This is a genomic window from Mesorhizobium sp. B2-3-7 (assembly GCF_006442695.1).
Taxonomy (GTDB): domain Bacteria; phylum Pseudomonadota; class Alphaproteobacteria; order Rhizobiales; family Rhizobiaceae; genus Mesorhizobium.
Map to the genome: position 1 here is coordinate 530,493 of NZ_VFVV01000002.1, position 26,382 is coordinate 556,874.

Annotated in this window: 18 protein-coding genes and 1 tRNA gene; 13 read left to right on the forward strand and 6 right to left on the reverse strand. The window is 62.8% G+C overall.

Annotated elements, in window-relative coordinates; all coding sequences use genetic code 11:
• The first annotated feature begins 74 nt into the window (after nt 1–74).
• From glgB to FJ940_RS06455, 6 genes are all read left to right on the forward strand, one after another.
• A complete protein-coding gene (gene glgB / locus FJ940_RS06430) occupies nt 75–2,321 on the forward strand; it encodes a 1,4-alpha-glucan branching protein GlgB (RefSeq protein ID WP_140564227.1) in 2,247 nt (748 codons plus the stop codon).
• A 3-nt stretch (nt 2,322–2,324) separates the two neighbouring features.
• Nucleotides 2,325–3,590, forward strand: coding sequence for a glucose-1-phosphate adenylyltransferase (gene glgC, locus FJ940_RS06435; RefSeq protein WP_140655831.1), 1,266 nt, complete (start codon nt 2,325–2,327; stop codon nt 3,588–3,590).
• A 135-nt stretch (nt 3,591–3,725) separates the two neighbouring features.
• A complete protein-coding gene (glgA, locus tag FJ940_RS06440) occupies nt 3,726–5,171 on the forward strand; it encodes a glycogen synthase GlgA (RefSeq protein ID WP_140494814.1) in 1,446 nt (481 codons plus the stop codon).
• Nucleotides 5,172–5,174: 3 nt separating this feature from the next.
• Entirely contained in the window at nt 5,175–6,803 is a 1,629-nt protein-coding gene (locus FJ940_RS06445; RefSeq protein WP_140655834.1) for an alpha-D-glucose phosphate-specific phosphoglucomutase, read from the forward strand.
• 157 nt (nt 6,804–6,960) lie between these two features.
• Nucleotides 6,961–8,964, forward strand: a complete 2,004-nt coding sequence (glgX, locus tag FJ940_RS06450; RefSeq protein WP_140655837.1) for a glycogen debranching protein GlgX — start codon at nt 6,961–6,963, stop codon at nt 8,962–8,964.
• Complete coding sequence (locus FJ940_RS06455) at nt 8,957–10,591, forward strand: alpha-glucosidase family protein (RefSeq protein ID WP_140655840.1); 1,635 nt, start codon at nt 8,957–8,959, stop codon at nt 10,589–10,591. The genes glgX and FJ940_RS06455 overlap by 8 nt, the downstream gene beginning before the upstream one ends.
• 20 nt (nt 10,592–10,611) lie before the next feature.
• On the opposite strand, the gene FJ940_RS06460 is transcribed toward FJ940_RS06455, so the two are convergent.
• Nucleotides 10,612–12,381: a TadG family pilus assembly protein gene (locus tag FJ940_RS06460; protein ID WP_140655843.1), complete on the reverse strand. Its 1,770-nt coding sequence runs from the start codon at nt 12,379–12,381 to the stop codon at nt 10,612–10,614.
• Entirely contained in the window at nt 12,382–12,828 is a 447-nt protein-coding gene (locus FJ940_RS06465) for a TadE/TadG family type IV pilus assembly protein (RefSeq protein ID WP_140655917.1), read from the reverse strand.
• A gap of 285 nt (nt 12,829–13,113) precedes the next feature.
• Here FJ940_RS06465 and FJ940_RS06470 point away from each other — a divergent pair, with 285 nt between their 5' ends.
• The 4 genes from FJ940_RS06470 (at nt 13,114) to FJ940_RS06485 (ending at nt 18,533) form a co-directional block, all read left to right on the forward strand.
• The gene (locus FJ940_RS06470; protein ID WP_140520754.1) at nt 13,114–14,706 is read left to right on the forward strand and encodes a peptide ABC transporter substrate-binding protein; all 1,593 of its coding nucleotides are present in this window, start codon (nt 13,114–13,116) and stop codon (nt 14,704–14,706) included.
• 171 nt (nt 14,707–14,877) lie between these two features.
• Nucleotides 14,878–15,801 (forward strand): ABC transporter permease subunit, encoded by a 924-nt coding sequence (locus FJ940_RS06475; protein WP_140655847.1) that lies wholly within the window; start codon nt 14,878–14,880, stop codon nt 15,799–15,801.
• On the forward strand, nt 15,794–16,912 hold the full coding sequence (locus FJ940_RS06480) for an ABC transporter permease subunit (protein ID WP_140555874.1): 1,119 nt from the start codon (nt 15,794–15,796) through the stop codon (nt 16,910–16,912). Before FJ940_RS06475 ends, FJ940_RS06480 begins: the two co-directional genes overlap by 8 nt.
• 1 nt (nt 16,913) lies before the next feature.
• Entirely contained in the window at nt 16,914–18,533 is a 1,620-nt protein-coding gene (locus FJ940_RS06485) for an ABC transporter ATP-binding protein (protein ID WP_140520752.1), read from the forward strand.
• A gap of 27 nt (nt 18,534–18,560) precedes the next feature.
• Here the strand turns inward: FJ940_RS06485 and FJ940_RS06490 are convergent, their stop codons facing one another.
• A complete protein-coding gene (locus FJ940_RS06490; RefSeq protein ID WP_140555952.1) occupies nt 18,561–18,905 on the reverse strand; it encodes a hypothetical protein in 345 nt (114 codons plus the stop codon).
• Nucleotides 18,906–19,209: 304 nt separating this feature from the next.
• On the opposite strand from FJ940_RS06490, the gene FJ940_RS06495 reads away from it, so the two are divergent.
• Entirely contained in the window at nt 19,210–20,328 is a 1,119-nt protein-coding gene (locus FJ940_RS06495; protein WP_140520751.1) for a glycosyltransferase family 9 protein, read from the forward strand.
• Nucleotides 20,329–20,488: 160 nt separating this feature from the next.
• Here the strand turns inward: FJ940_RS06495 and FJ940_RS06500 are convergent.
• Nucleotides 20,489–20,565 (reverse strand) — tRNA-Pro (locus FJ940_RS06500).
• Nucleotides 20,566–20,764: 199 nt separating this feature from the next.
• Here FJ940_RS06500 and FJ940_RS28395 point away from each other — a divergent pair.
• Nucleotides 20,765–20,926 carry a hypothetical protein gene (locus FJ940_RS28395; RefSeq protein ID WP_181167211.1) on the forward strand — a complete coding sequence of 54 codons (162 nt, stop codon included), beginning with the start codon at nt 20,765–20,767 and terminating at the stop codon, nt 20,924–20,926.
• A gap of 10 nt (nt 20,927–20,936) precedes the next feature.
• On the forward strand, nt 20,937–23,177 hold the full coding sequence (locus FJ940_RS06505; protein ID WP_140494790.1) for an AGE family epimerase/isomerase: 2,241 nt from the start codon (nt 20,937–20,939) through the stop codon (nt 23,175–23,177).
• Between the two features lie 30 nt (nt 23,178–23,207).
• Here FJ940_RS06505 and betB read toward each other — a convergent pair whose 3' ends face one another.
• Nucleotides 23,208–24,671, reverse strand: coding sequence for a betaine-aldehyde dehydrogenase (gene betB, locus FJ940_RS06510; protein ID WP_140649130.1), 1,464 nt, complete (start codon nt 24,669–24,671; stop codon nt 23,208–23,210).
• Nucleotides 24,672–24,727: 56 nt separating this feature from the next.
• The gene (betA, locus tag FJ940_RS06515) at nt 24,728–26,380 is read right to left on the reverse strand and encodes a choline dehydrogenase (RefSeq protein ID WP_140649132.1); all 1,653 of its coding nucleotides are present in this window, start codon (nt 26,378–26,380) and stop codon (nt 24,728–24,730) included.
• Nucleotides 26,381–26,382 lie beyond the last annotated feature (2 nt).

Below are 26,382 nucleotides of genomic sequence, written 5' to 3' on the forward strand. Positions count from 1 at the left end.
TCCGGGGTGTGAGTTCAAACGCCGAATTTATACCTTAAAACAAACATTTGGTGCCCGGGGAGGGACACTGCCCGATGAGGAAACCGCGCGCGACCGCTGCGACAAGCGGGCCGGACGGGTCGGCCCCGGCCAGCGATGTCGCGGCGATTGTCGCCGGCACGCACGGCAATCCGTTTGCGGTCCTCGGCGTCCATGAGGTCGGCAAGAACCTGTTTGCCCGCTGTTTCGTTCCGCATGCGGAGTTTGTCACCGCCTATACGCTGACCGGCATGATTGCTGGTGAATTGTCCAGGCGTGACGATGGCGGCTTTTTCGAAGGCAAGCTGTCGATCAAGAAGCGCCAGCCATTGCGCTATCACGCCAGGAATGCCGGGGGCGACTGGTGGTTGACGGATCCCTATTCTTTCGGCCCGGTGCTCGGTCCGATGGACGATTACTACATTGCCGAGGGCTCGCATCTGAGGCTGTTCGACAAGCTCGGCGCGCATGTCATCGAGCACGAAGGCGCCACCGGCGTGCATTTCGCCGTCTGGGCCCCCAATGCAAGGCGCGTCTCGGTGGTCGGCGATTTCAACGACTGGGACGGCCGCCGCCATTCGATGCGCGACCGCCGCGACACCGGCATCTGGGAGGTATTCATCCCCGATATCGGCGCCGGTAGGCCCTATAAGTACGAGATCATCGGCCCCGATGGCGTGAGATTGCCGCTGAAGGCCGATCCGTTTGCCTTCAAGTCCGAACTGCGCCCGGCGACCGCGTCGGTGACCGCTGCGTCGCCCGCCCATCAATGGGGCGACGAGGCGCATCGCAGTTTCTGGCGCAATGCCGATCCGCGGCGCGAGGCCATCTCCATCTACGAGGTCCATGCCGGCTCCTGGCAGCTTCGCGACGATGGAACGTTTCTGTCATGGGATGAACTGGCCGACCGGCTGATCCCCTATGTCGTCGAGACCGGCTTCACCCACATCGAGTTCATGCCGATCTCCGAACATCCCTATGATCCCTCCTGGGGCTACCAGACGACAGGCCTCTATGCGCCATCGGCGCGCTTTGGCGACCCGGCCGGCTTTGCCCGCTTTGTCGACGGCGCCCACCGTGCCGGCGTCGGCGTCATCCTCGACTGGGTGCCGGCGCATTTTCCGGTCGACGAGCACGGCCTTGTCCATTTCGACGGCACTGCGCTCTACGAGCATGCCGATCCGCGCCAGGGCTTTCATCCCGACTGGAACACCGCGATCTACAATTTCGGCCGCCGCGAGGTGGTGTCGTTCCTGGTCAACAACGCGTTGTTCTGGGCCGAAAAATATCATGTCGACGGCCTGCGCGTCGACGCGGTCGCCTCGATGCTCTACCTCGATTATTCGCGCAAGGCAGGCGAATGGATTCCTAACGAGAAGGGCGGCCGCGAGAACCTCGAGGCGGTCAGCTTCCTGCAGAAGATGAACAAGGAGCTCTACGGCCACCATCCGGGCGTCATGACCATCGCCGAGGAATCGACCTCGTGGCCGAAGGTCTCGGCGCCGGTCCATGAAGGCGGGCTGGGCTTCGGCTTCAAGTGGAACATGGGCTTCATGCACGACACGCTGGAGTATTTTTCCAGGGAGCCGATCTTCCGCAAACACCACCACAACGACCTTACCTTCGGCCTGGTCTATGCCTTCTCGGAGAATTTCGTGCTGCCGCTCTCGCATGACGAGGTCGTGCACGGCAAAGGCACGCTGCTTGGCAAGATGGCCGGCGACGACTGGCAGAAATTCGCGACATTGCGCGCCTACTACGCTTTCATGTGGGGCTACCCCGGCAAGAAGCTGCTGTTCATGGGCCAGGAGTTCGCGCAGCGCCGCGAATGGAGCGAGGCGCGCGCGCTCGACTGGAATCTTCTCGATTTCCGCTCGCATCGCGGTGTCTGGCAGGTGGTGCGCGACCTCAACTATCTCTACCGCTCGCGACCGGCCCTGCACGGCCGCGACTGCGAGCCGGAGGGCTTTTCCTGGCTGATCGTCGACGACAGCCAGAATTCCGTCTTCGCCTGGCTGCGCAGCGCGCCGGGAGGCAATCCGGTCGCGATCATCTCCAATTTCACGCCGGTGCCGCGCGACAACTACCGCGTGCCGCTGCCGAAAGCCGGCACATGGCGCGAGATCATCAACACGGACGCTTCCGAATATGGCGGATCCGGCAAGGGCAATGGCGGCGCCGTCGAAGCGCGGGCGGAGGAAGGGGGCATCTCCGCAACGATGCTCTTGCCGCCGCTGTCGACGATCATGCTTGAACTGGTCGCGGAACAAGCCATGTCGAGACCGGGTAACTTGGGAGGGTAGAAAATGGCAAACTCGAAACGAACCCAGCCGCTGGCCCGCGACGCCATGGCCTATGTGCTGGCCGGCGGGCGCGGCAGCCGCCTCAAGGAACTGACCGACCGGCGCGCCAAGCCGGCGGTCTATTTCGGCGGCAAGACGCGCATCATCGATTTCGCGCTCTCCAACGCCCTCAACTCCGGCATCCGCCGCCTTGGCGTTGCAACCCAATACAAGGCGCATTCGCTGATCCGCCATTTGCAGCGCGGCTGGAACTTCCTGCGGCCCGAACGAAACGAAAGCTTCGATATCCTGCCGGCCAGCCAGCGCGTGTCGGAAACCCAGTGGTATGAAGGCACGGCCGACGCGGTCTACCAGAACATCGACATCATCGAGGCCTATGGCCCCGAATACATGGTCATCCTCGCCGGCGATCACATCTACAAGATGGACTACGAGCTGATGCTGCGCCAGCATGTCGACGCCGGCGCCGATGTCACCGTCGGCTGCCTCGAAGTGCCGCGCATGGAGGCCACGGGCTTCGGCGTCATGCATGTCGATGCCAAGGACAACATCATCGCCTTCGTCGAGAAGCCGGCCGACCCTCCCGGCATTCCAGACAGGCCCGAGTTTGCCCTGGCCTCGATGGGCATCTACGTGTTCAAGACCAAGTTCCTGATGGAGCAGTTGCGCCGCGACGCGGCCGAGCCCGGCTCGAGCCGCGACTTCGGCAAGGACATCATCCCCTATATCGTCGAGCACGGTAAGGCGATCGCCCACCGCTTCGCCAAGTCCTGCGTGCGCTCGACCGCGGAAAATGAGGCCTACTGGCGCGATGTCGGCACCGTCGATGCCTATTGGGAAGCCAATATCGACCTGACCGACGTGACGCCCGAACTCGACCTCTACGATCGCGACTGGCCGATCTGGACCTATGCCGAGTTGAAGCCGCCGGCGAAGTTCGTGCATGACGAGGATGGACGGCGCGGTTCGGCCGTGTCCTCGCTTGTGTCGGGCGACTGCATCGTCTCGGGCGCGACGCTCCGCAAAAGCCTGATCTTCACCGGCGCGCGCATCAATTCCTACTCGACGCTGGAAGAGGTCGTCATGCTGCCCGACGTTCATGTCGGCCGGAACGCAACGTTGAAGCGCGTCGTCATCGACCACGGTGTAAGGATACCGGAAGGGCTGGTGGTCGGTGAGGATCCCGTGCTCGACGCCAAGCGCTTCCGCGTTTCGGAAAAGGGCATCTGCCTGATCACGCAGGACATGATCAACAAGTTGTCAACCTGATCAGGTTGATCAACAAGTTGTCAACCCGATCGGGTTGATCAACAAGCTGTCACTTTAGGGTGGTTTGTGCATGTCCTTGCCCCAGAACCGCTGCACGGTTTGGGCTACATGCACCAGGAGCGGTTCGGTAAGCGCATGCAGGTTCTGTCGGTCACGCCCGAGATCTTTCCGCTGATCAAGACCGGCGGGCTTGCCGATGTGACCGGCGCGCTGCCCGTCGCGCTGGCCGCCAAAGGCGTGACCATGCGCACGCTTATTCCCGGTTTTCCCATGGTGATGGACGCCTTCAAGAAGAAAAAGTCTGTCTACAAGTATCCGCTGCTGCAGGGCGGCAAGGCTTCGGTCCATTCTGTCCAGCTTGCCGGGCTCGATCTTTTCGTGCTCGATGCGCCGCATCTGTTCGATCGTCCCGGCGGTCCTTATGGCAATGCCGCGGGTGCCGATTGGCCGGACAATTGGCGCCGTTTCGCAGCGCTCAGCCAAGCCGGCGCCGACATCGCCGGCGGTGCCATCTCCGGTTACATGCCCGATATCGTGCATGCCCATGACTGGCAGTCGGCGATGACGCTGGCCTATATGCGCTATGGCAAGGCGGTCGGCACACCGTCGATGATGACTGTCCACAACCTCGCCTTCCAGGGGCAGTTCGGCGCCGGCATCTTCGGCGAACTCGGACTGCCGACGGCGGCGATGGCGCTTGACGGCGTGGAATATTATGGCGGCGTCGGCTTCCTCAAGGCCGGCCTGCAGGCTGCCTGGGCAATCACCACCGTCAGCCCGACCTATGCGCAGGAAATCCGCTCACCGGAATTCGGCATGGGTCTCGACGGCCTGATCAACATGCGCTCCAGCGATCTCTATGGCATCGTCAACGGCATCGACACCGCCATCTGGAACCCGGAGACCGACAAGCATCTGGTGTCGAACTATACAGCCGCCTCGCTCAAGGCGCGCGCGCCCAACAGGGCCGCTGTCGAGGGCCGTTTCGGGCTCGATCGCGACGGTAGCCCGATCGTCTGCGTCGTTAGCCGCCTGACCTGGCAGAAGGGCATGGACATACTGGCGACGGCGGTCGACGGCATCGTTGCGACGGGCGCGCGGTTGGCTATTCTGGGTTCGGGCGATGCCGGCCTCGAAGGCGCGCTGCTCGCCGCCGCCGCACGCCACCGCGGCCGTATAGGCGTCGTCGTGGGCTATGACGAAGGCCTGTCTCACGTCATGCAGGGCGGCTGCGACGCCATCGTCATCCCGTCGCGCTTCGAGCCTTGTGGACTGACGCAGCTTTATGGCCTGCGCTATGGCTGCGTGCCGGTGGTCGCCCGCACCGGGGGGCTCGCCGACACCATCATCGATGCCAACGAGGCGGCGATTGCCGCCGGCGTGGCGACCGGGTTCCAGTTCGCGCCCAGCGACGGCGGCGCGCTGCTTCATGCCATCCGCCGCCTGGCCGAGGCCCATGCCAGCCCCGCGATCTTCGAGGCCATCCAGCGCCAGGGCATGAAGACCGACCTGTCCTGGGACCGAAGCGCTGACAAATACGTTGAACTCTATCGCCTGCTGCTTTCGAAAAGGGTTGCTTGAAGCATGATACGCACCGTTCCCACCAAACCCTATTCCGACCAGAAGCCCGGCACTTCGGGGCTGCGCAAGAAGGTGCCTGTATTCCAGCAGGAGCACTATGCCGAGAACTTCATCCAGTCGATCTTCGACGCGCTGGACGGGTTCAAGGGCGAGACCCTGGTGATCGGCGGCGACGGCCGCTTCTACAATCGCGAGGTCATCCAGAAGGCCATCGCCATGGCCGCCGCCAACGGGTTTGGCAAGGTGATGGTCGGGCAGGGCGGCATCTTGTCGACGCCGGCCGCTTCGCATGTCATCCGCAAATACAAGACGTTCGGCGGCATCATCCTGTCGGCCAGCCACAATCCGGGCGGCCCGCACGAGGATTTCGGCATCAAGTACAATGCCGGCAATGGCGGCCCGGCGCCGGAAAAGCTGACCGATGCGATCTTCGCCAGGACCAAGGCGATCTCCAGCTTCAAGACCGTCGACGTCGATCCGATCGACATCGACGCGATCGGCACCGTCAAGGCCGCCGGCATGACGGTCGAGATCATCGATCCGGTCGTCGACTATGCCGAGCTGATGGAAAGCCTGTTCGATTTCGACGCGCTGCGCAAACTGTTCAAGTCGGGTTTTCGCATGCGCTTCGATGCCATGCACGCGGTGACCGGCCCTTACGCCAAGGAGATCCTCGAACGCCGGCTTGGCGCGCCCGACGGCACCTGCCGCAACTTCAAGCCGCTGCCGGATTTCGGCGGCCACCATCCGGATCCGAACCTGGTCCATGCCAAACATCTCTATGACGAGATGATGGGACCGGACGCCCCGGATTTCGGTGCCGCTTCCGACGGTGACGGCGACCGCAATTTGATCATCGGCAAGGGCATTTTCGTCACCCCGTCGGATTCTGTCGCCATGCTCGCCGCCAACGCCCGCCTGGCGCCGGGCTACAAGGAAGGCCTGAAGGGCATTGCGCGCTCGATGCCGACCAGTGGGGCCGCCGACCGCGTCGCCGAAAAACTCGGCATTGGCATGTATGAGACGCCGACCGGCTGGAAATTCTTCGGCAATTTGCTCGACGCCGGCATGGCGACGATCTGCGGCGAGGAAAGTGCGGGCACCGGCTCCAACCATGTGCGCGAGAAGGACGGCCTGTGGGCCGTGCTTTTGTGGCTCAACATCCTCGCCGCGCGCGGCGAGAGCTGTAAGCAGATCGTCACCGAGCACTGGGCGACCTACGGCCGAAACTATTATTCGCGCCATGATTACGAGGAAGTCGAGAGCGGGCGCGCCAATGCGCTGGTCGATGAACTGCGCGCAAAGCTTGGCTCGCTGCCGGGCACCAGCGTGCGCGGCCTGAAGATCGCCAATGCCGACGACTTCACCTATCACGATCCGGTCGACGGTTCGGTGAGCGAGCATCAAGGCATCAGGGTGCTGTTCGAAGGCGGCTCGCGCGTCGTCTTCCGGCTTTCCGGCACGGGCACCTCGGGCGCCACCTTGCGCGTCTACATCGAGCGCTACGAGCCGGACAAGGCCAGGCACGATCTCGATACGCAGAAGGCGCTCGCCGATCTGATCGCGGCAGCGGATGACATCGCGGGAATCAGGAGCCATACCGGCCGCGACAAGCCGAGCGTGATTACTTGAGCGTGGCGGTGGCTTCACCCTCCCCCTTGTGGGGAGGGTCGATCCGCGTAGCGGGTCGGGGTGGGGGTGCTCGTAGAGGGCTTTGCCGGCGTCACCCCCCACCCCGCTCACTTCGTTCGCGACCCTTCCCACAAGGGGGAGGGTGGAGGACGCGCCGATGACCTCACTAGGCGCCACCATCACCCCCGACGGCATCCGCTTTGCCGCCTGGTCCTCGTCGGCGCGCCGCCTCTGGGTCTCGATCTTCGACGAACAGGGAAACCGCGAACTCGACCGGCTGGAGCTGAAAGCGGAAGGAGAGGGGGTGCATGCACTCTTCGTCTCCGGCCTTGCCGAGGGCACCCGCTACGGTTTCCGCGCCGATGGCGACTACGCGCCCGAGCGCGGATTTTGGTTCGACCCCGACAAGCTGCTGACCGATCCCTACGCCGTCGAGATCGATCGGCCCTATGCCTATCACTGGCGTCTCGCCGCGCGGCGCAACGAAGGTGCCGATACCGCGCCGCTGATGCCGAAGGCCGTGGCGAAAGCCTTGCTCACGGCTGTGCCTGTGCCGCCGCCGCTGTTCCGTCCGGGCGGCCTGATCTACGAAGTGCCGGTGCGCGCCTTCACCAAGCTGCATCCGGATGTGCCGGAAAAACAGCGCGGCACGACCGCCGCGCTTGCTCATCCGGCTATCGTCGAGCACCTGCGAAGGCTCGGCGTCTCCGCCGTCGAGCTGATGCCGGTGACGGCATCGATCGACGAGCGGCATCTGCCGCCGCTCGGGTTGAGCAACGCCTGGGGTTATAACCCTGTCACCTTCATGGCACTAGACCCGCGCCTGGCCCCTGGCGGCCTGGCCGAATTGCGCGATACCGTTGCCGCGCTGCGTGCGGCCGGCATCGGCACCATTCTCGACCTTGTCTTCAACCACACGGGCGAAAGTGACAGGCTCGGTCCGACATTGTCGCTGCGCGGCCTCGACAATCAGGCTTATTACCGGCACCAGCCGGATGGCAGGCTGGTCAATGATACTGGTACCGGCAACACGGTCGCCGGCGATCACCCGGCGGTGCGGGAAATGGTGCTCGACACGCTTCGCCATTTTGTCCGCCATGCCGGCGTCGACGGTTTTCGTTTCGACCTGGCACCGGTGCTGGGGCGCGTCAACGGCACATTCGAAGCGCAAGCGCCGTTGCTGGAGGCGATGCGCGAGGATGCGCTGTTGGCCGGCCGTGTGTTGATCGCCGAGCCCTGGGACATCGGTCTCGATGGCTATCAGCTCGGCAACTTCCCCTCCCGCTTCCTGGAATGGAACGATCGTTATCGCGACGATGCCAGGCGCTTCTGGCGCGGCGATGCCGGCATGGTTGGTACGCTGGCGACACGACTTGCCGGTTCGTCCGATATTTTCGGCAGGGGCGGCCAGCCCGCCAGCCGCACGGTGAATTTCATCGCGGCCCATGACGGCATGACGCTGGCCGACATCGTTGCTTATGAGGAGAAGCATAACGAGGCCAATGGTGAGCAAAATCGCGATGGCCACAACGAGAACCTGTCCTGGAACAACGGCGTCGAGGGCGCGACGGACGACGCGGCAATCGCGAAGGCGCGCTTCAGCGACCAGTGTGCGCTGCTCGCCACGCTGTTCGCCTCGCGCGGCACGATCATGCTGACGGCCGGCGACGAATTCAGCCGCAGCCAGCAAGGCAATAACAACGCTTATGCGCAGGACAACAACATCACCTGGCTCGACTGGAAGGGGCGTGACCAGGCGCTGGAAGGCTACGCGCGTGCACTGGCCGCCTTGCGCCGCGCGGTGCCGGCGCTCTCTAATACAGATTTCCTCACCGGCCAGCCGCTGGCCGGGTCGGACACTGCCGACGCCGCCTGGCTCACCGAGACGGGGGCGCTGCTCGGCGAGGCGGAGTGGAACGATCCCGCCCGGCATCGCCTCGTCATGCTGCTCGGCGGCGTGGATGGCCGGCTTGCCGTCATGGTCAATGGCGATCGCCGCCAATGCATCTTCACATTGCCCGCGCGAGACGGATTCCGATGGCATCCCGCCGTCGAAGCGCAAGCAGTTGATCTTTCTCGCGCGCTGCCGGGCCGCAGCGTGAATTTCATGATCGAGCGCAGGACGGAAGGGCCCAGACAGGGAAAGAGTCGTGATGACTGACGACAATGCCGAGCGAGCGGCCGACTGGTGGCGCGGTTGCGTCATTTACCAGGTCTACCCGCGTTCCTTCCAGGACACGACCGGCGACGGCAGCGGCGATCTCGCCGGCATCACATCAAGGCTCGCCCACATTGCCTCGCTCGGCGCCGATGCCGTCTGGCTGTCGCCTTTCTTCAAGTCGCCGATGGCCGATATGGGCTACGACGTGTCGGATTATTGCGACGTCGATCCGATGTTCGGCACGTTGGAGGATTTCGATACACTGGTTGCCGAAGCGCACCGGCTTGGCCTGAAAATCGTCATCGACCAGGTGCTGTCGCACTCCTCCGACAGGCACGAATGGTTCGTCGAAAGCCGCGCCAGCCGCGACAATCCAAAGGCCGATTGGTACGTGTGGGCCGACGCCAGACCGGATGGTGGTGTGCCCAACAACTGGCTGTCGGTCTTCGGCGGCCCCTCGTGGGAATGGGATGCGACCCGCCGGCAGTACTATCTGCACAATTTCCTCGCTTCGCAGCCGGATCTCAACTTTCACAACCCGGAGGTCCAGGACGCGCTCCTGGATACAGTGCGGTTCTGGTTGGAGCGCGGCGTCGACGGCTTCCGGCTGGACACCGTCAACTACTACGTCCACGACCGCTGGCTGCGCAGCAACCCGCCCTTGGCGTCGAGCGTTGCAGGCACCAACACCGAGACCAACACCTACCTCTACCAGGAGCACCTGTTCGACAAGACGCAGCCGGAAAATCTAGCGTTCCTGCGGCGCTTTCGGGCGCTGCTCGACGAGTACGGGGATCGCGCCGCCGTCGGCGAAATCGGTGATGAGGGGCGCTCCCTACAGACGCTGGCCGCCTACACCTCCGGCGGCGACAAGCTGCAGATGTGCTACACCTTCGATCTGCTTGGCCCGCAATTTTCGGCGGCGCATGTGCGCGGCTGTGTCGAGGCTTTCGAAAACGCTGTCGTAGATGGCTGGGTCTGCTGGGCGTTTTCCAACCATGACGTCATGCGCCACGTCAGCCGCTGGACGCGGCCGGGCGGCGATCCTGACGTGGTGGCCAAATTCTCGATCATGTTGCTCTCTTGCCTGCGTGGCTCGATCTGCCTCTACCAGGGCGAGGAGCTCGGTTTGCAGGAGGCGGAACTTGCCTATGAGGACCTGCGCGATCCGGTAGGCATCCGCTTCTGGCCCGGTGTGAAAGGAAGGGATGGCTGCCGCACGCCCATGGTCTGGGAGTCCGGCGCCGATAATGCGGGCTTCTCCACCGGTAAACCCTGGCTGCCGGTGCCGGAAAGCCATCGCGCTCGCGCGGTCGATGTACAGAGCGGCGATGAGCAATCGGTACTTTCCGCCTACCGTTCGGCACTCGCTTTGCGCAAGCGGCATCCGGCGCTGGTCGGCGGTTCGATCCGCTTTCTCGACGCCGAAGGCGACGTGCTGGCCTTTGTCCGCGAGCATGGCGATGAAAGGCTGCTTTGTGCCTTCAATTTCGCCGGGGAACCGGCCAATTGGCCGCTGCCGCAAGACTTAGGAGCGGTTGCGAAACTTGGCGGCGATGCCTCGCTGGCCGGAGAAGCCGTGCTTTTGCTGCCGACACTCGGATGCTTTCTTGGACACCTTGCCTAGATCAGCGCGTGCCGGCCATCTTACTGGACAAGCACGGCACGTCCGCACGTTGCGCCGGTGACCCGGACGTCGGCTTCACCGAGACGCACGCCAAGAGCTCCGAGCAGATTGGTAAGCAACGTGTCGACCGGAGCTGTTACGCTGTTCAGAAGTGCCACCACTGGCGGGCTTACGGTTGCGATCAGCGTGTTCAGATTCAGCAGCGGCAGACCGAGTAAATTCGCCGTCAGCGACAAATCGCTGACCAGCGACGTAGTCAACGACTGGGTAAAATTTTGGGTGTAAGCGGTCCTTATCGTCTTGGCATCGATATCGGCCTTGTTGAAAGTCAACGTCGTTGGCGTGTTGTTGGCCATGTCGAACGCCGCTGAGCCCACCACCGACAGCACCGGGATGATCAGAAGTTTCACGCTCGCGATTTCCGTGTTGGAAAACGTCTCCTTGTTGGTGAAATCGGCAAAGCCGGCGCTGCTGCTGTCGCCGAGATGCCCTTCGACGATACCGGGACGGGTGGCGATGGTCACCTTGATGCTGCTGGGGCCTGTCGGACAACTTACGTCGGTGAGCTTGGCCTCGGCATAGGCGACTTCGACATGCAGAGGCAGACTGAACGACACCAGGGTGATACCGCCTCCGACATTGCTGTTGCCGGCTCCGATCTTCACCACCAGCTTGATACGGGTCTGGGCCGTCCGCACAATGGTGCCGACTTCGCCAACCTTCAGCCATGGCGAGGATTGCGGCGGTTCGCCGACGGCGATGGCGAGCGTGCTCGACAGCACCCCCGGTATGCCGGTGCTGAGACCGAGGTCGATCTGCTTCGAACCGTTTGCCAGTTCGGCGGCGGCCATCAGCATTCCCATCGCGCTGGCGTCAACGCCAAGGCCGGCTGGCCTCTGCCCGAGGCCAAGTCTGCCGAGGGGGCCGAGGTCAATGAGATGGCTGAGCGGAATCTTGACCGTGTTAGTCGATTTGCTTGCCATGGTTTGCAAGGCGACCTTGGCCGTGTTGCCGAGCCCGGGAACATTGGCCATGGCGGTGGCGATCTGGCCGACTGTAGCCTTTGAGGCCAGAACGTCCGAATAGGTCACGCCCGTCAGGTTCAATTGCACCGCCAGGGCATCGACGAAGGAAAGCACGCTGACATCGGCGGAGATCAATCCGTTGTAGTCCATGACGCTGAGCGAGATGTTGCCGCCTAGGAGGCCGCCGAGAAGCGCGTTGAGGATGGGGCTGTTGCTGGTATTGACGCTGAGCAACCTCGATCCGACCGAGAAAGTGGCCTGTGGCGTCATGCTGGCGGTGGCTTCGGTGCCAATGATGGGCGTTGGGATCAGCGAGCTTGCGAAATAGCGGTTGGGGATCTTGCGCAGGGTCACATGAACCGCGTTGTAAGGGGTTACGCCTGCTTGGAAGCGTTGATCCACATTGACCGAGGATGCCCCTGCATATCGGCCCCGCGTGACCGTCACGACGGTTTTGCCCACCGCCGCGGGAATGGTTTGACCCGAGCCCTGAACGACGACACCTGGCATCCCGTTGTCGGTGAGCGTGGTCAAGACTGCGGTCTGGACGTTGTTGATGTTCGAAGCCGCGGTGATCGCTGCCAGGTCGACCATCGCCTGTGCTTCTCGGCGCTCGGTGTAAATGGAGGCCTCGTCGATCGCCACCGCTGCCAGCGCCAGCGCGACCGGCGCGCTCAACGCCGTCATCACCGTGAAATTCGCTCGCCGGTCACCAAGCATCAGGCGTGCAAGCCTGCCGACCTTCAAGTGCGCGCAGAGCAGCATTCAGATGCCCCCGACCCTGATCGTTGATTGGCGTTTGATCGTTGTACCCGGCATGGCTATGCCCGGAAAGAGATTCCAGATCGGCAGGTTTCGGGCATCGTACTGGATCGACACCACGAACTGATTGCCGTCCGCCGTGCTGTCATTGGCCTGATAAGTCAGCTTGCTGGCGTCGACGAAGGGATATCCACCGGCATTATTGGCGAGAAACGAGGCCACGAGCGTCTGCCGCTCGGTCTGGTTCAGCCCCGAGATGGCCGTCCGGGCGGCGTCCGCCGCGATCTGCTGTATTGAATTGGCCGCGCCGAAATAGATACCGTATGCAACCATTCCGAGCAGGAGAAGGATGAATATCGGTGATAGCAGAGCGAACTCAACCGCCGAAGTTGCCGAAGTGTCTGTCTGGAATCGGCGCCCCTGGATCCGGCGAATGAGGTTCTGAACCATGCCGCCGAGCATGCCAAAGTTCGCATGCAAAAAGCGAAAACTCTAGGCGCAACCTGGAAGTGTGTATGATTGAAAAGCTACGCTAATTTAGCCGCGGCTTCTTTGATTCCTGGCTATTGACTTAGGGTCAATCAGTACTCGGTTGAAAAGAGCTTGCCGCCTGTCTAGTCTCCTGCCACCAGCCGACGGAGGGAACCGGCGGCGCGCTCAAAGGGGCCAGACATCGGTCCCGGGGCGTCAACACGCAAAGGCGCGCCGTTGGCAGCGCCGACAGGGAGAAACTTCATGCTGAAAAACATGCTGAAGGCGACGGCATTCGCCACAACCATGGCGCTGGCCGCCGGAACATTCTACACGCCGGCCTTTGCCGAGGTCGTCTACAACAGAGGCACTGCTGCCGAATCCGAGTCGGTTGATCCGCATAAGACCTCGACGGTTTATGAAGCCAACGTCTTGCGCGACCTGTTCCAAGGTCTGGTGATGCAGGACGAGAAGGCCAACGTCATCCCCGGCGCCGCCGAGAGCTGGACGGTGTCGGATGACGGTACCGTTTACACCTTCAAGCTCAGGAAGGACGGCCAGTGGTCCGACGGCAGCCCGGTGACGGCCGAAGACTTCGTCTTCGCTTTCCGCCGCCTCGAAGACCCGGCGACGGCCGCCGAATATGCCTCGATGCTCTATCCCGTCAAGAACGCCGAGGAAGTCAACACCAAGAAGGGCAAGCCCGAGGACATGGGCGTCAAGGCCATCGACGCGACCACCCTTGAAGTGACGCTGAAGGCGCCGACGCCATATTTCCTCGAAATGCTGACCCACCAGGCGACCTATCCGGTCAACAAGGCGTCCATGGACAAGCTCGGCGCCGACTGGATCAAGCCGGGCAATCTCGTTTCCAACGGCCCCTATACGCTGGCCGAGTGGGTTCCCAACGATCATATGAAACTGGTCAAGAATCCGAAATTCTGGGATGCCGGAAGCGTCAAGATCGACGTCGTCAACTACATCCCGACAGAGGATCGCTCCTCGGCGATGAAGCGCTTCGAGGCCGGCGAACTCGACAGCTACGACGATCTACCGACCGAGCAGCTCGCCGACCTCAAGGCCAAGTTCGGTGATCAGATCAAGGTGGGGCCGTATCTCGGCACCTATTACTACGCGATCAAGACCGACAAGAAGCCCTGGGACAATGTCGAGCTGCGCAATGCCATCTCGATGGCCATCGACCGCGATTTCATTGCCGAAAAGGTCTGGCAGAATTCAATGCTGCCAGGCTATTCGATGGTCCCTCCGGGCATCGAGGGCTACACGCCGGCGATGGCCAAATATGCCGACATGTCGCAGATCGACCGCGAGGACGCAGCCAAGAAGATACTCGAGAAACTCGGTTACACGCCGGAGCATCCGCTGAAGATGGAGATCCGATACAACACCTCGGAGAACCACAAGAATACCGCGGTCGCCATCCAGGAACAGCTGAAGCCGCTCGGCGTCGACGTCACGCTGCTCAACACCGACACCAAGACCCACTACTCCTTCCTCGAGCAGAGGGGTGACTATGACGTTGCGCGCGCCGCCTGGATTGCCGACTACAAGGATCCCGAAACCTTCCTGGGCATCTCGCGCAAGGCCAGCGGCAACAACTATTCGGTCTATGACAGCCCGCAATACGAGGCGGCCATGGACAAGGCGGCCGCCGCCGGCGGCAAGCCGGAAGAGCGCATGAAGGAACTCGCCGCCGCCGAACGTGTCCTCGTCGACGACGTCGGCCAGATCCCGCTTCTCTACTATAGCTACCACGATATCGTTTCCCCGAAGCTGCACGGCTTCGTCGACAACGTCATGGACGTGCATCCGTCCCGCTTCATCTCCAAGGATTGAAAACCTTGATCGAACCGCCGCCCGTTCAGGACGGCGGTTCGATCTGTCGTCGCATGGGGCCCGAAAGTCGAAATCGATTTTCGCAGGCCATGGTGCGAAGATGAGAGGTGCCAGAGTGCTGCGGGCGTCCCGTTGGATGCCCGTCACCCTGGCCGAAGCAGGGCACCGCCGATGCTACGCTACATTTTCAGGCGGCTTCTGACCGCCATTCCAACGCTATTCGTCATCGTGACCTTGGCGTTCTTCCTGATGCGCGTCGCACCGGGCGGCCCGTTCAACCAGGAGCGGGGCCTGAGCCCCGAGATCAGGGCCAATCTTGAAGCCCAGTTCGGGCTCGCCGACCCGCTCTGGCTGCAATATGTCCACTATCTCGGCAATCTCCTGCGCGGCAATTTTGGCCCGAGCTACAATATGCCGGACTTTACCGTCACCGAGCTTTTCGCGAAGGGCTTGCCTATTTCCATTCAGCTCGGCGCCTCCGCGCTGATCTTGGCGCTGCTGCTCGGCAGCGTGCTCGGTACCATTGCGGCGCTCAACCAGAACAAACTTGGCGACTACATGGTGATTGCGCTGGCAACCGCGGGCAGCACCATCCCGACCTTCGTCATCGCGCCGATTATCCAGCTCGTGTTCGGATTGACCTGGAAGCTGTTGCCGATCGGCGGCTGGGGCGATGGCGCGCTTATCAACAAGATCGGTCCCGTGCTGACGCTTGCCCTGCCGCAGATCGCCATCGTCGCCCGCCTGATGCGCGGCTCGATGATCGAATCGCTGCGCTCGCATCACATCCGCACGGCGCGCGCGCTCGGCCTGTCCGACTGGTCGGTGGTGGTCAAGCACGCGCTGCGCGGCGCCGTCCTGCCGATCGTCTCCTTCACCGGTCCGGCTGCCGCCGCCCTGCTCACCGGCTCGATCATCGTCGAGACGATCTTCTCCATTCCCGGCGTCGGGCGCTACTTCGTCGATGCCGCGCTCAACCGCGACTACACGCTGGTGATGGGGACGGTGGTGGTCATCGCCATCTTCACCATCGTCTTCAACCTGATCGTCGACGTCATGTATGCCGTCGTCGATCCGAGGGTGCGCTATGACTGATATCGCGATCGCCGCACCGGTCGTCGGCCGTTCGCTGTGGGGCGATGCCTGGGCGCGCCTCAAGGCCAACCGCGCCGCCATGTTCAGCCTCTACTACCTGATCCTGATCGCTGTGATCAGCGTGTTCGGGCCCTGGTTCGTGCCGCACCAATACACCACCATCTATGGTGATTACGTGCGTACGCCGCCGAGCCTGTCGGCCTATCCGAAGCCGGACATGATCGAGACCGCGCTCGATGAGGCGATCAAGCGCATGCGTGTCGACATCAAGGACTGGCGCCAGGAAGGCAATCGCGTCTTCGTCACCGTCACCTCCAGCAAGGCGATCGACGACCGCAACATCCGCTATCTCGACCGGTCCGATGCCTTCGACGACACCAGGATCGAAAGCAAGTCGCCTGACGGCCTCGAAGCGACGATGAGCGCCTCGGTCAAGCAGCAATATTTTCTTTTCGGCACCGACAACACCGGCCGCGATCTGTTGTCGCGGACGCTGATGGCCGGGCGCGTTTCGCTGGCCATCGGTCTGCTCGCCGGCGTCGTGGCCGTGGCCATCGGCGTGCTCTATGGCGCCACTGCCGGTTTTGCCGGAGGCAGGGTCGACGAGGTGATGATGCGCATCGTCGACGTGCTTTATTCGCTGCCCTTCATCTTCTTCGTCATCATGCTGGTGGTGTTCTTCGGCCGCAACTTCGTGCTGATGTTCCTGGCGGTCGGCGCCGTGCTGTGGCTCGACATGGCCCGCATCGTGCGCGGCCAGGCGCTGTCCATCCGCCGCCAGGAATATGTCCAGGCGGCCGAGGCCATGGGCGTCGGCCAGCGCGGCATCCTTTTGCGCCACGTCATTCCCAACCTGCTCGGGCCGGTGGTGATCTACATGACGCTGCTGGTGCCGCAGGTCATTATCCTGGAGAGCTTTCTGTCGTTTCTCGGGCTCGGCATCCAGGAGCCGATGACCAGCTGGGGCGTGCTGATCTCGGTCGGCGCCAAGAATATCGGCACTGCAAACTGGCTGCTTCTGTTCCCTGCCTTCTTCCTGGTCTCCACCTTGTTCGCCCTGAACTTCGTCGGCGACGGCCTGCGCGATGCGCTCGACCCCAAGGACCGCTAAGATGGACGCAGCAGAGACCATTCTCAGCGTAAAGGATCTTCGCGTGCGCTTCCGCACCCTCGACGGCGCGGTCGAGGCGGTGAAAGGCATCAACATCCACGTCAAGGCGGGCGAAACCGTCGCCGTGGTCGGCGAATCCGGCTCCGGCAAGAGCCAAACGATGATGGCGGCGATGAGCCTGCTGGCCTCCAATGGAGAAGCCACCGGCAGTGTCGATTATCGCGGCCGCAATCTTCTGACGCTAAGCAAATCCGAGTTGAACAAGGTCCGCGGCCGCAAGATCAGCATGATCTTCCAGGAGCCGATGACCTCGCTCGATCCGCTCTATTCGATCGGCAACCAGCTGATCGAACCGATTCGCCGGCATCGGGGCTTGAATGCGGCGCAAGCGCGCGAGGAGGCGCTCAACCTGCTCAGGCTGGTGCATATTCCCGATCCCGAACGGCGCATGAAATCCTATCCGCACGAAATGTCGGGTGGCCAGCGCCAGCGCGTCATGATCGCCATGGCTTTGGCAAACGATCCCGATATCCTGATTGCCGACGAACCAACGACGGCGCTCGACGTCACCATCCAGGCGCAGATCCTCATGCTACTTGCCGAGCTGCAGCGCAAGCTCGGCATGGCGATCGTCTTCATCACCCACGATCTCGGCATCGTGCGGCGCTTTGCCGACCGGGTCTATGTCATGCGCTCCGGCGAGGTGGTGGAGGAGGGGGACGCGCAAGCCATCTTCGCCAGTCCTCAGCATGCCTACACCAAGATGCTGCTGGCGGCCGAGCCGACCGGGACCAAGGCGCCGCCGCCGGCCAATGCGCCCGTCCTGCTCGAAGGCAGAAACGTCGAGGTCACCTTCCGCATCGGCGGCGGCTTTCTGGCCGGCGAACCGCTGATGCTGCGCGCCGTCGACCATATCTCGATCAGGCTGAGGCGCAATCAGACGATCGGCATCGTCGGCGAATCAGGCTCTGGAAAATCGACGCTTGGCCGCGCTTTGCTGCGGCTGTTGCCGAGCGATGGCGTGATCCGCTTCGGCGACCGCGATATCTCGACCGCCGACCGCCAGACGATGCGGCCGCTGCGGCGCCAATTGCAGCTGGTCTTCCAGGATCCGTTCGGTTCGCTGTCGCCGCGCATGACCATCGGCCAGGTCATTACCGAAGGGTTGCTGGTGCATGAACCGAACCTCTCGGGCAAGCAGCGCGACCAGCGCGCCGTCGAGGCGCTGCGTGAAGTCGGCCTCGATCCCAATTCGCGCAATCGCTATCCGCACGAATTCTCAGGCGGCCAGCGCCAGCGCATCGCAATCGCCCGGGCCATGATTCTCAAGCCCAAGCTGGTGGTGCTGGACGAGCCGACCTCCGCCCTCGACCGCTCGGTGCAGAAGCAGATCGTGGAGTTGCTGCGCAAGCTGCAGGCCGACCATGAGCTGTCTTACCTCTTCATCAGCCACGATCTGGCCGTGGTGCGCGCCATGGCCGACTACATCATCGTCATGAAGCAGGGCAAGATCGTCGAGGAAGGGCCGACGGAAGACATTTTCAGCAATCCGCAGGCCGGCTACACGCAGACGCTGATGAGCGCCGCAATCGATGTCACGCGGTTTCGCTTGAGTGCGTGAGGCGAGCCGGGGCGGCGGCGCCTCAGCTCAACTCGCCAGCCCTGGGCATTTGCGCGCCCTGGCGGCGGCCATGGCCGCTTGCTGCTGCTTCAGCCGATCGATCCTGGTCGTTTCGCGATTGGCGACGGCGGCCTTGACGCTTGAGCCGCCCAGCAGCCATCTCGGAACACTGGTGCTGGCGACCTTGCCCCGCGTGATGGCTGTCTGCGAGATGCCTTTGGCGGCTTCGCCTATGGCGCTGTTCAGTTCGGCGCATGTCATCTTGTCGTAATTCGCCGGATCGATCGATCCGCTGGTCGACGCGCAGCCTCCGACAAGGGCGAGGAGGAGCACGGGGATGAACGGCCTGCTGGGGGTCGAATGCAATTTCATGTCCACGACCTTACTCCAGCGTAAGCGACCATGGCCACCCTCCGATATGTCCGCATGCGTGCGTACGCCGAAACGAACCGGGGTCATTCACATTCACGACGGACACGAGTTCGACCTCGGCGGAACCCTTGAAAGAGAGCCTGCGAGCCCCATCTGCGTTGACAAATATTCCTGGTTGGTTGATGGCTGAGGCGATATCCTATATCAGCGGACAGAACGAGCTTGTCATTGCGCGGCTATTGCCTACATCGATCGTTTGTCGAAAATTTTGGATTCTTTTTGGCTGAAATGGAATAGTCATTCCATGAAAAGTTGGATCAAGAATTCAAAAGAGCCGGCAAAGGCGCTGCCGAAGGCTGGCAACGTACAATCAATACTCATAAATCAGACGAAGTTTATCGGGGATGTTGTTCTAACTTCGGTTCTGGTCAGGCATCTGCGGGCAGAGTTTCCGAACGCGACGATCACCATGCTATGCCAGGCGGCGCTGGCGAAATTCGTTCTGGAGCAAGGCATCGCCGACAGCGTGGTTTCGCTCGATCGCGGCAAAATGCGCGGCTCCCCTTTCGAGCGCATGTCCGGAATGACCAGGCTCCTGCACGATCTGAGGAAGTCGGATTATGATCTTATCATCGATCTGTCCGACTCCAAGACATCACGGCTTGTGATGCGCTTCGTCAAGGCGCCTTTTCGCGTAGGCTATGTTCCATCGGAGCAGCCCCTGAAATTCTGGGAGCGCCAAAGCGCCAACATCTTTGCCGCCACATACGGCCATGGCGGCGAGCATTATCTGCATCGGTACCTGTCGCCGCTGTTTGCCCTTGGCATTCCTGTGACCGATCCTATTCCGTCCCTCAAGCCAACCGAATCCGGTTCGCGTCAGGCAAAGCAGCTGCTTGCCCGACACGAATTGGAAACGAAGTCGTTTGTCGCCGTCCATGCCGGCGCCAGTTTCCCAGGCCGTTGCTGGCAGCCGGATCGTTTCGCATCGGTCCTGGGAGAGATTTACCGTCGAAAGGGTCTCCGGGCGGTCATCGTTGGCGGCCCGGACGAGGCAGGTATCGCAGGCAAGGTGTTGGATGCGGCAACATCGCCGATCGTGAATCTCGTTGGCCAGGCACCCCTGACCACCCTTTTGCCCCTGCTGGGCGAGGCCCTGATCTTCCTGGGCAACGAAAGCGGACCCATGCACCTGGCCGCGGCCATGAAAACGCCCGTCGTTGGCCTGTTCGGTCTGACCCAACCCGACATCTGGGGGCCTCTTGGCGTTCCCAACCGTACGCTGCAGCCTCCGATGCCATGCAAGTGCATAGCGCCGGGCCTCTGCAAGGTGGGCAATGCAGGGGGCGTTTATTGCGTTCAACGGCTTGACGCCGCCGACGTCACCAAAGCGGCAATCGAACTCATAGAACGCGTCAGCTAAACCAATTCCAGGAAAAGTGCGCAGCGGTTTTTCCGTCCGGAATTGCGTAAAGCGATGAATTGGAGCCGGAATTGCGTAAAGCGATGAATTGGAGCAGGCGACGATCAAACATCGAGCCGCTGCAGCGGGAACAACAAACACGCGTATCGCTTTGTTTTTCTGGTCGGAGTGGCAGGATTTGAACCTGCGACCCCCTCGTCCCGAACGAGGTGCGCTACCAGGCTGCGCTACACTCCGTGACCAGACGCGGGCTTATAGCCGCCGCATCTGGTTCCTGCAAGCGTCAATGGCAGCACTTCTGTCGCATTTCGCCAGCTTTCTTCGCGAGCCTGTTTCAGCGCCTCGAATAAACGCCGCTTAAAGGCTTCCGTGGTAGGGCACTCCTCGGCAAACGTTTGCGCGATTTGTGTTTCCAGCCGCCCGGAGATTTCCAGTCTTGACCCTCAGGATCGTTGGCGAAGCACGGCCCAACAGTTTCGGATTGCCGGAGCTTGTCGTGGTGGTGGAGAGCCCGGTATCGTCGCAGCGGCGCCGGCAGACGTTCGACGCGGTGCTGCGCCGTAGTCCGGAAGTCGGCGCCTACAACCAGATCTTTTGACAAGGGCATCATGAGCCAGCGCATCGTCAGTTTCGTCATGAGCGGCGGCGTCGGCTCGCGGCTCTGGCCGCTGTCGCGCGAGGACAATCCCAAGCAGTTCCACGACCTTTCGGGCGACGGCTCGATGCTGGCAAAGACCTTGCGCCGGCTGGCGTCACGGCCCAGCGGCGATACGCCCATCTTCATGATCGCTTCCGAACGCCATGCCGAGCGCGTCCATGCCGATCTCGCCGGCATAAACCTTGCCGGCGGTGGGCCGCTGTTCGAACCTACCGGCCGCAACACCGCCGCGGCGGTGGCGCTGGCAAGCCTGCGCACGCTCGCCGAATTCGGTGACGAACTGGTGCTGGTGGTGCCGTCCGATCACGAGATTTCGACCGCGCGGCAATTCTGGCAGAGCGTCGAGGCGGGCACCGCCGCTGCCAGCGCCGGGCGGCTGGTGGTGTTCGGCCTCAAGCCGACACAGCCGGAGACCGGCTATGGCTACATCGAAGTCGCCGCCGAAAGAGCAGGCGTGTTCGATGTCTCGCGCTTCGTCGAAAAGCCGGACCTTGCCACCGCCCAGGCCTATCTCGAAGCCGGCAATTTCCACTGGAACACCGGCATCTTCCTGTTTCGCGCCGGCGCCATGCGTGATGCTTTCGCAGCTTTCGAGCCGAAGATCTGGCAGGCGACCGAAGCTGCCTACAAGGCTGCGACATCGGACCTTTCCGGCTTCTACATGCCGCTGGACCTCTACGGCGCCATTCCTTCGGTCTCGATCGACTATGCCATCATGGAGCGGGCAAAGGACATCGCCATGGTGCCGGCCAGCTTTCGCTGGAACGATCTCGGCTCCTGGCAGTCGCTGCTCGATGTCGGGCCTGCCGATAGCCAAGGCAATGTCATCGCCGGCGACGTCGTCGCCATCGATTGCGAGAATTCCTACATTCGCAGCGATGGCCGGCTGCTGTCGGCCATCGGCATGAGAGATGTCGCCATCGTCTCGACATCGGACGCTACCTTCGTCGCCCCGGTCAGCCATAGCCAGCACGTCAAGAAGATCGTTGAGCAGCTCGAAAAATCCGGCCGGTTGGAAACCCGCTTCACGCCTGCCCACGACCGGGTCATCGAAAGCGGCGCTTGGCGTCGCCGCGTCCATCACTGGCTGTTTCAGGAGACGCTTCCGCTGTGGTCGACATCAGGCGTCGACGAACGCTATGGCGGATTCCACGAGGCTCTTGGCTTCGACGCCACGCCGCTGATGAAGCCCAAGCGCATGCGCACGCAGGCCCGCCAGGTCTACGCCTTTGCGGTCGCCAAGCAACGCGGCTGGGACGGCCCGGCCGACCGGCTCATCGCCCACGGCATCGACTTCATGGCCGGAAGCGGCCGAACGGCAAGGGGCGGCTGGGTGCGTACCCTCGACATCGACGGTTCGGTCGCCGACCCGGTCGAGGACGCCTACGATCATTCCTGCGTGCTTCTGGCGCTGGCGCATGCCCACATGTCGGGCCATCCGGATGCGCTGCGGCTCGGCGAAGAGACCTTCGCCTTCCTCGATGCCCATCTCGAGGATAGCCGCATGACCGGCTTTCTCGAAACCTCGGACGGGCAGGGCGAGCGGCGCTCCAATCCGCACATGCATTTTTTGGAAGCCTTCCTCGCCTGGCACGAGGCGACAGGCGAGCGCGCTTATCTGCGCCGCGCGGCACGCATCATCGACCTGTTCCGCAACCACTTCTTCGATCCCGAAAGCTGGACGCTGGGTGAATATTTCGACGCCGGCTGGAGGCCCGTGGCGGGCGAGAAGGGTACCTGGACCGAGCCCGGCCATCATTTCGAATGGGCCGCGCTGCTTGTCGATTTCGCCGCTCTTAGCGGCCAGGCCGAACTGAGTGGCTTCGCCAGGAAACTCTATGCCTCGGCCATCGCCAATGGCCTCAACCGCGCCACAGGCCTTGCGTATGGCGCCGTCTCCCGGCAGGGTCTGCCGCTGGACCTGGTCTCGCGTAGTTGGCCACAGGCCGAAGCGGTCAAGGCGGCGATTGCGTTGGACGGTTCTGGCGGACCCGATCTCAAGCCGGAGATCGAGGAACGCGTAGGCCGGCTGTTCCGCTGGCACATCGACCCGGCGCCGCTGGGTCTGTGGATCGACCGCGTCGACGAGCGCGGCCGCTCGCGGGCATCAGATGTGCCGGCCAGCATTTTTTATCATCTCGTGTGCGCGCTCACGCAGTATCTGGATGGGACTGCCGAGAAGGGCGGCTGAGAAAGAGGCGCTGTCCCGACGACATTTTGCTCAATAAGGGCTGACCACATCCCCGGTCTCGACATAAACCGCCTTCATCTGCGAATAGAGCGCCAGCGCGGCCAGTGAATTTTCTCGCCCAATGCCGGATTGCTTGACACCGCCGAAGGGGATTTCGACCGGGGTCAGGTTGTAGGTGTTGATCCAGCACGTGCCGGCCCGCAGCTCGGCGATGACGCGGTGGGCGCGCGACAGGTCGCGCGTGAACACGCCGGCCGCGAGACCGAACTCAGTGTCGTTGGCGCGCTCGACCACCTCGTCCTCGCCGTCGAATTTCAGCACGCTCATGACAGGCCCAAAGATTTCTTCGCGCGCGATGCGCATGCTGTCGCTCACCCCGGTGAACACCGTCGGCTCGACGAAGAAGCCGCCTTCAAAACCTTGCAGCGAAGGCACGTTGCCGCCGCAGGCGAGCGTGGCGCCTTCTTGCTTGCCCGCCGCGATGTAGGAGACGACCTTCTCCTGCTGTGCCTTGCTGACCAGCGGGCCCATCTGGGTTTCGGCATCGAGTGGGTCGCCGATGCGGATCTTCTTGGTTCGCTCGACGAGCCGGTCGACGAAGCGGTCATGGATGCCCTTCTGGACGAAGACGCGCGTGCCGTTGGAGCAGATCTGCCCCGTCGAATAGAAATTGCCGAGCATGGCGCCGCCGACGGCATTCTCGAGATCGGCGTCGTCGAAGACGATCAGCGGCGACTTGCCGCCGAGTTCCATCGTCGCGTGCTTCATCTTCGAGCCGGCGAGCGACAGCACCTTGCGGCCGGTCGGCACCGAGCCGGTCACCGACACCTTGGCCACGACATCGTGGCTGACTAGGCTGGCGCCGACATCGCCATAGCCTTGCACGACGTTGAACAGCCCGTCGGGCAGGCCTGCCTCGCTGTAGATCTCGGCCAGGGCCAATGCCGACAATGGCGTGTTTTCCGATGGTTTGAACACCATGGCGTTGCCCATGGCGAGCGCGGGCGCGGATTTCCAGCCGGCGATCTGGATTGGATAGTTCCAGGCGCCTATGCCGACGCAAACGCCGAGCGCCTCGCGCCGCGTGTAGGCGAAGGGCCCGCCCAGATCGACAGCCTCGCCATTGTAAGCTGCAACCGCGCCGCCGAAATATTCCAGGCAATCCGCGGCCGATGGCGCATCCGCCACCAGCGTTTCCTGAATCGCCTTACCGGTGTCGAGCGTCTCGAGGCGGGCAAGATCGGCGTTGCGGGCGCGCAAGATGTCGGCGGCGCGGCGCAGGATGCGGCCGCGCTCCACCGGCTTCAGCCGCGCCCAAGCCGGTTGCGCGGCACGCGCAGCCTCGATGGCGAGTTCCAGCACGTTCGGCGTCGCCGAGCGCAGCAGGGCGATGGTCTCGCCGGTTGCCGGATAGATGACCGGCAGTGGCGCGCCTTGCTCGTCGTCTATGTAGCGTCCGTTGACATAGTGCGATGCCGTTGGCTGGGCGCGCATGGGCTTCTCCAAATCGTCTTAGCGGCATGCCGATCGTGCGGTTGCACGATCATGCTCTATCTGTCGGACGCCTGCCAGCGGGGATTGATCCATGGTTCCTGGTTGGAAGGCGCCAGCGGCGTGCGGCCGAGAATGTGGTCGGAAGCCTTCTCGCCAGTCATGATCGACGGCGCGTTGAGGTTGCCGTTGGTGACGCGCGGGAAGATAGAGGAATCGGCTACCCGCAGGCCCTCGACGCCGATCACGCGGCATTCCGGATCGACGACGCTCGTGACCTCGTCGGCGCGGCCCATCCGGCAGGTGCCGCAGGGATGATAGGCGCTTTCGGCGTGATCCCTGATGAAGATGTCGAGGTCGTCGTCCGATTGCACGTGGCTGCCGGGCGAAATTTCCTGGCCGCGGAAGCCGTCGAAGGCCTTCTGGCCGAAAATCTCGCGCGTCAGCCTGATGCAGTGGCGGAACTCGCTCCAGTCGTCGGGATGCGACATGTAGTTGAAGTGGATCACCGGTTTCGAATTCGGATCCGGCGAGCGCAGCGTCACCGAGCCGCGCGACTTCGAGCGCATTGGCCCGACATGCGCCTGAAAACCATGCGACTTCGCCGCCGCCTTGCCGTCATAGCGCACCGCCGCCGGGATGAAGTGGTACTGGATATCAGGATAGTCGACGCCGGCGCGCGAGCGCACGAAGGCAGCCGCCTCGAAATGATTGGTGGCGCCAAGGCCGGTCTTGAAGAACAGCCACTGCGCCCCGATCATCGCCTTGGAGAACGGATTGAGCACCGAATTTAGCGTGATCGGCTTTGTCGATTCCTGCTGGATATAGAGTTCCAGATGGTCCTGCAGGTTGCGGCCGACGCCGGGTCTATCGGCTACCACCGCGATGCCGTTTTCCCTGAGATGCTCTGCAGGCCCGATTCCCGACAGCATCAGGATTTTCGGCGAGTTGATCGACGATGCCGCGACGATCACCTCACGTCGCGCCTTAACGACCTGAATCTGTTTGCGAGCTTCGATCTCGACGCCGATGGCGCGTTGATTCTCGATGATCACCCGTCGCGCAAAGCCCTTGACCAAGCTTACGTTTTTGCGCCCGAGCGCCGGCTTCAGATAGGCTGATGCCGCCGACCAGCGGCGGCCGCCGAAAATGGTCTGCTCCATCGGGCCGAACCCCTCTTGCCTGGAGCCATTATAGTCGTCGGTCAGTTCGAAGCCGGCTTGGCGGCCCGCCTCGACGAAGGCGCCATAGAGCGGGTTTTTCCGCGTGCCGCGCCGCACGTGCAGCGGCCCACCACGGCCCCGCCAGCCGTCCTCGCCGCCCTCCGCATCTTCCATGCGCTTGAAATAGGGAAGCACGTCGGCGAAACCCCAGCCGGCGGCTCCCTGTTCGGCCCAGTGGTCGAAGTCGCGGGCGTGGCCGCGCACATAGACCATGCCGTTGATCGAGGACGAGCCTCCGATCACCTTGCCGCGCGGCGTCGCCAGCACGCGGCCGCCGAGATGCGGCTCGGGCTCGCTGGCAAAACCCCAGTCGTAGAGGCTCATGTTGAGCGGGATCGACAGCGCCGATGGCATCTGGATCAGCGGCCCGATATCGGAGCCGCCGAATTCGATAACGATGACCGAGTGCTTGCCATCCTCCGACAGGCGATAGGCCATGGCCGAGCCGGCGGAGCCGGAGCCGATGATGACGAAATCCGCTTCAAGCATTG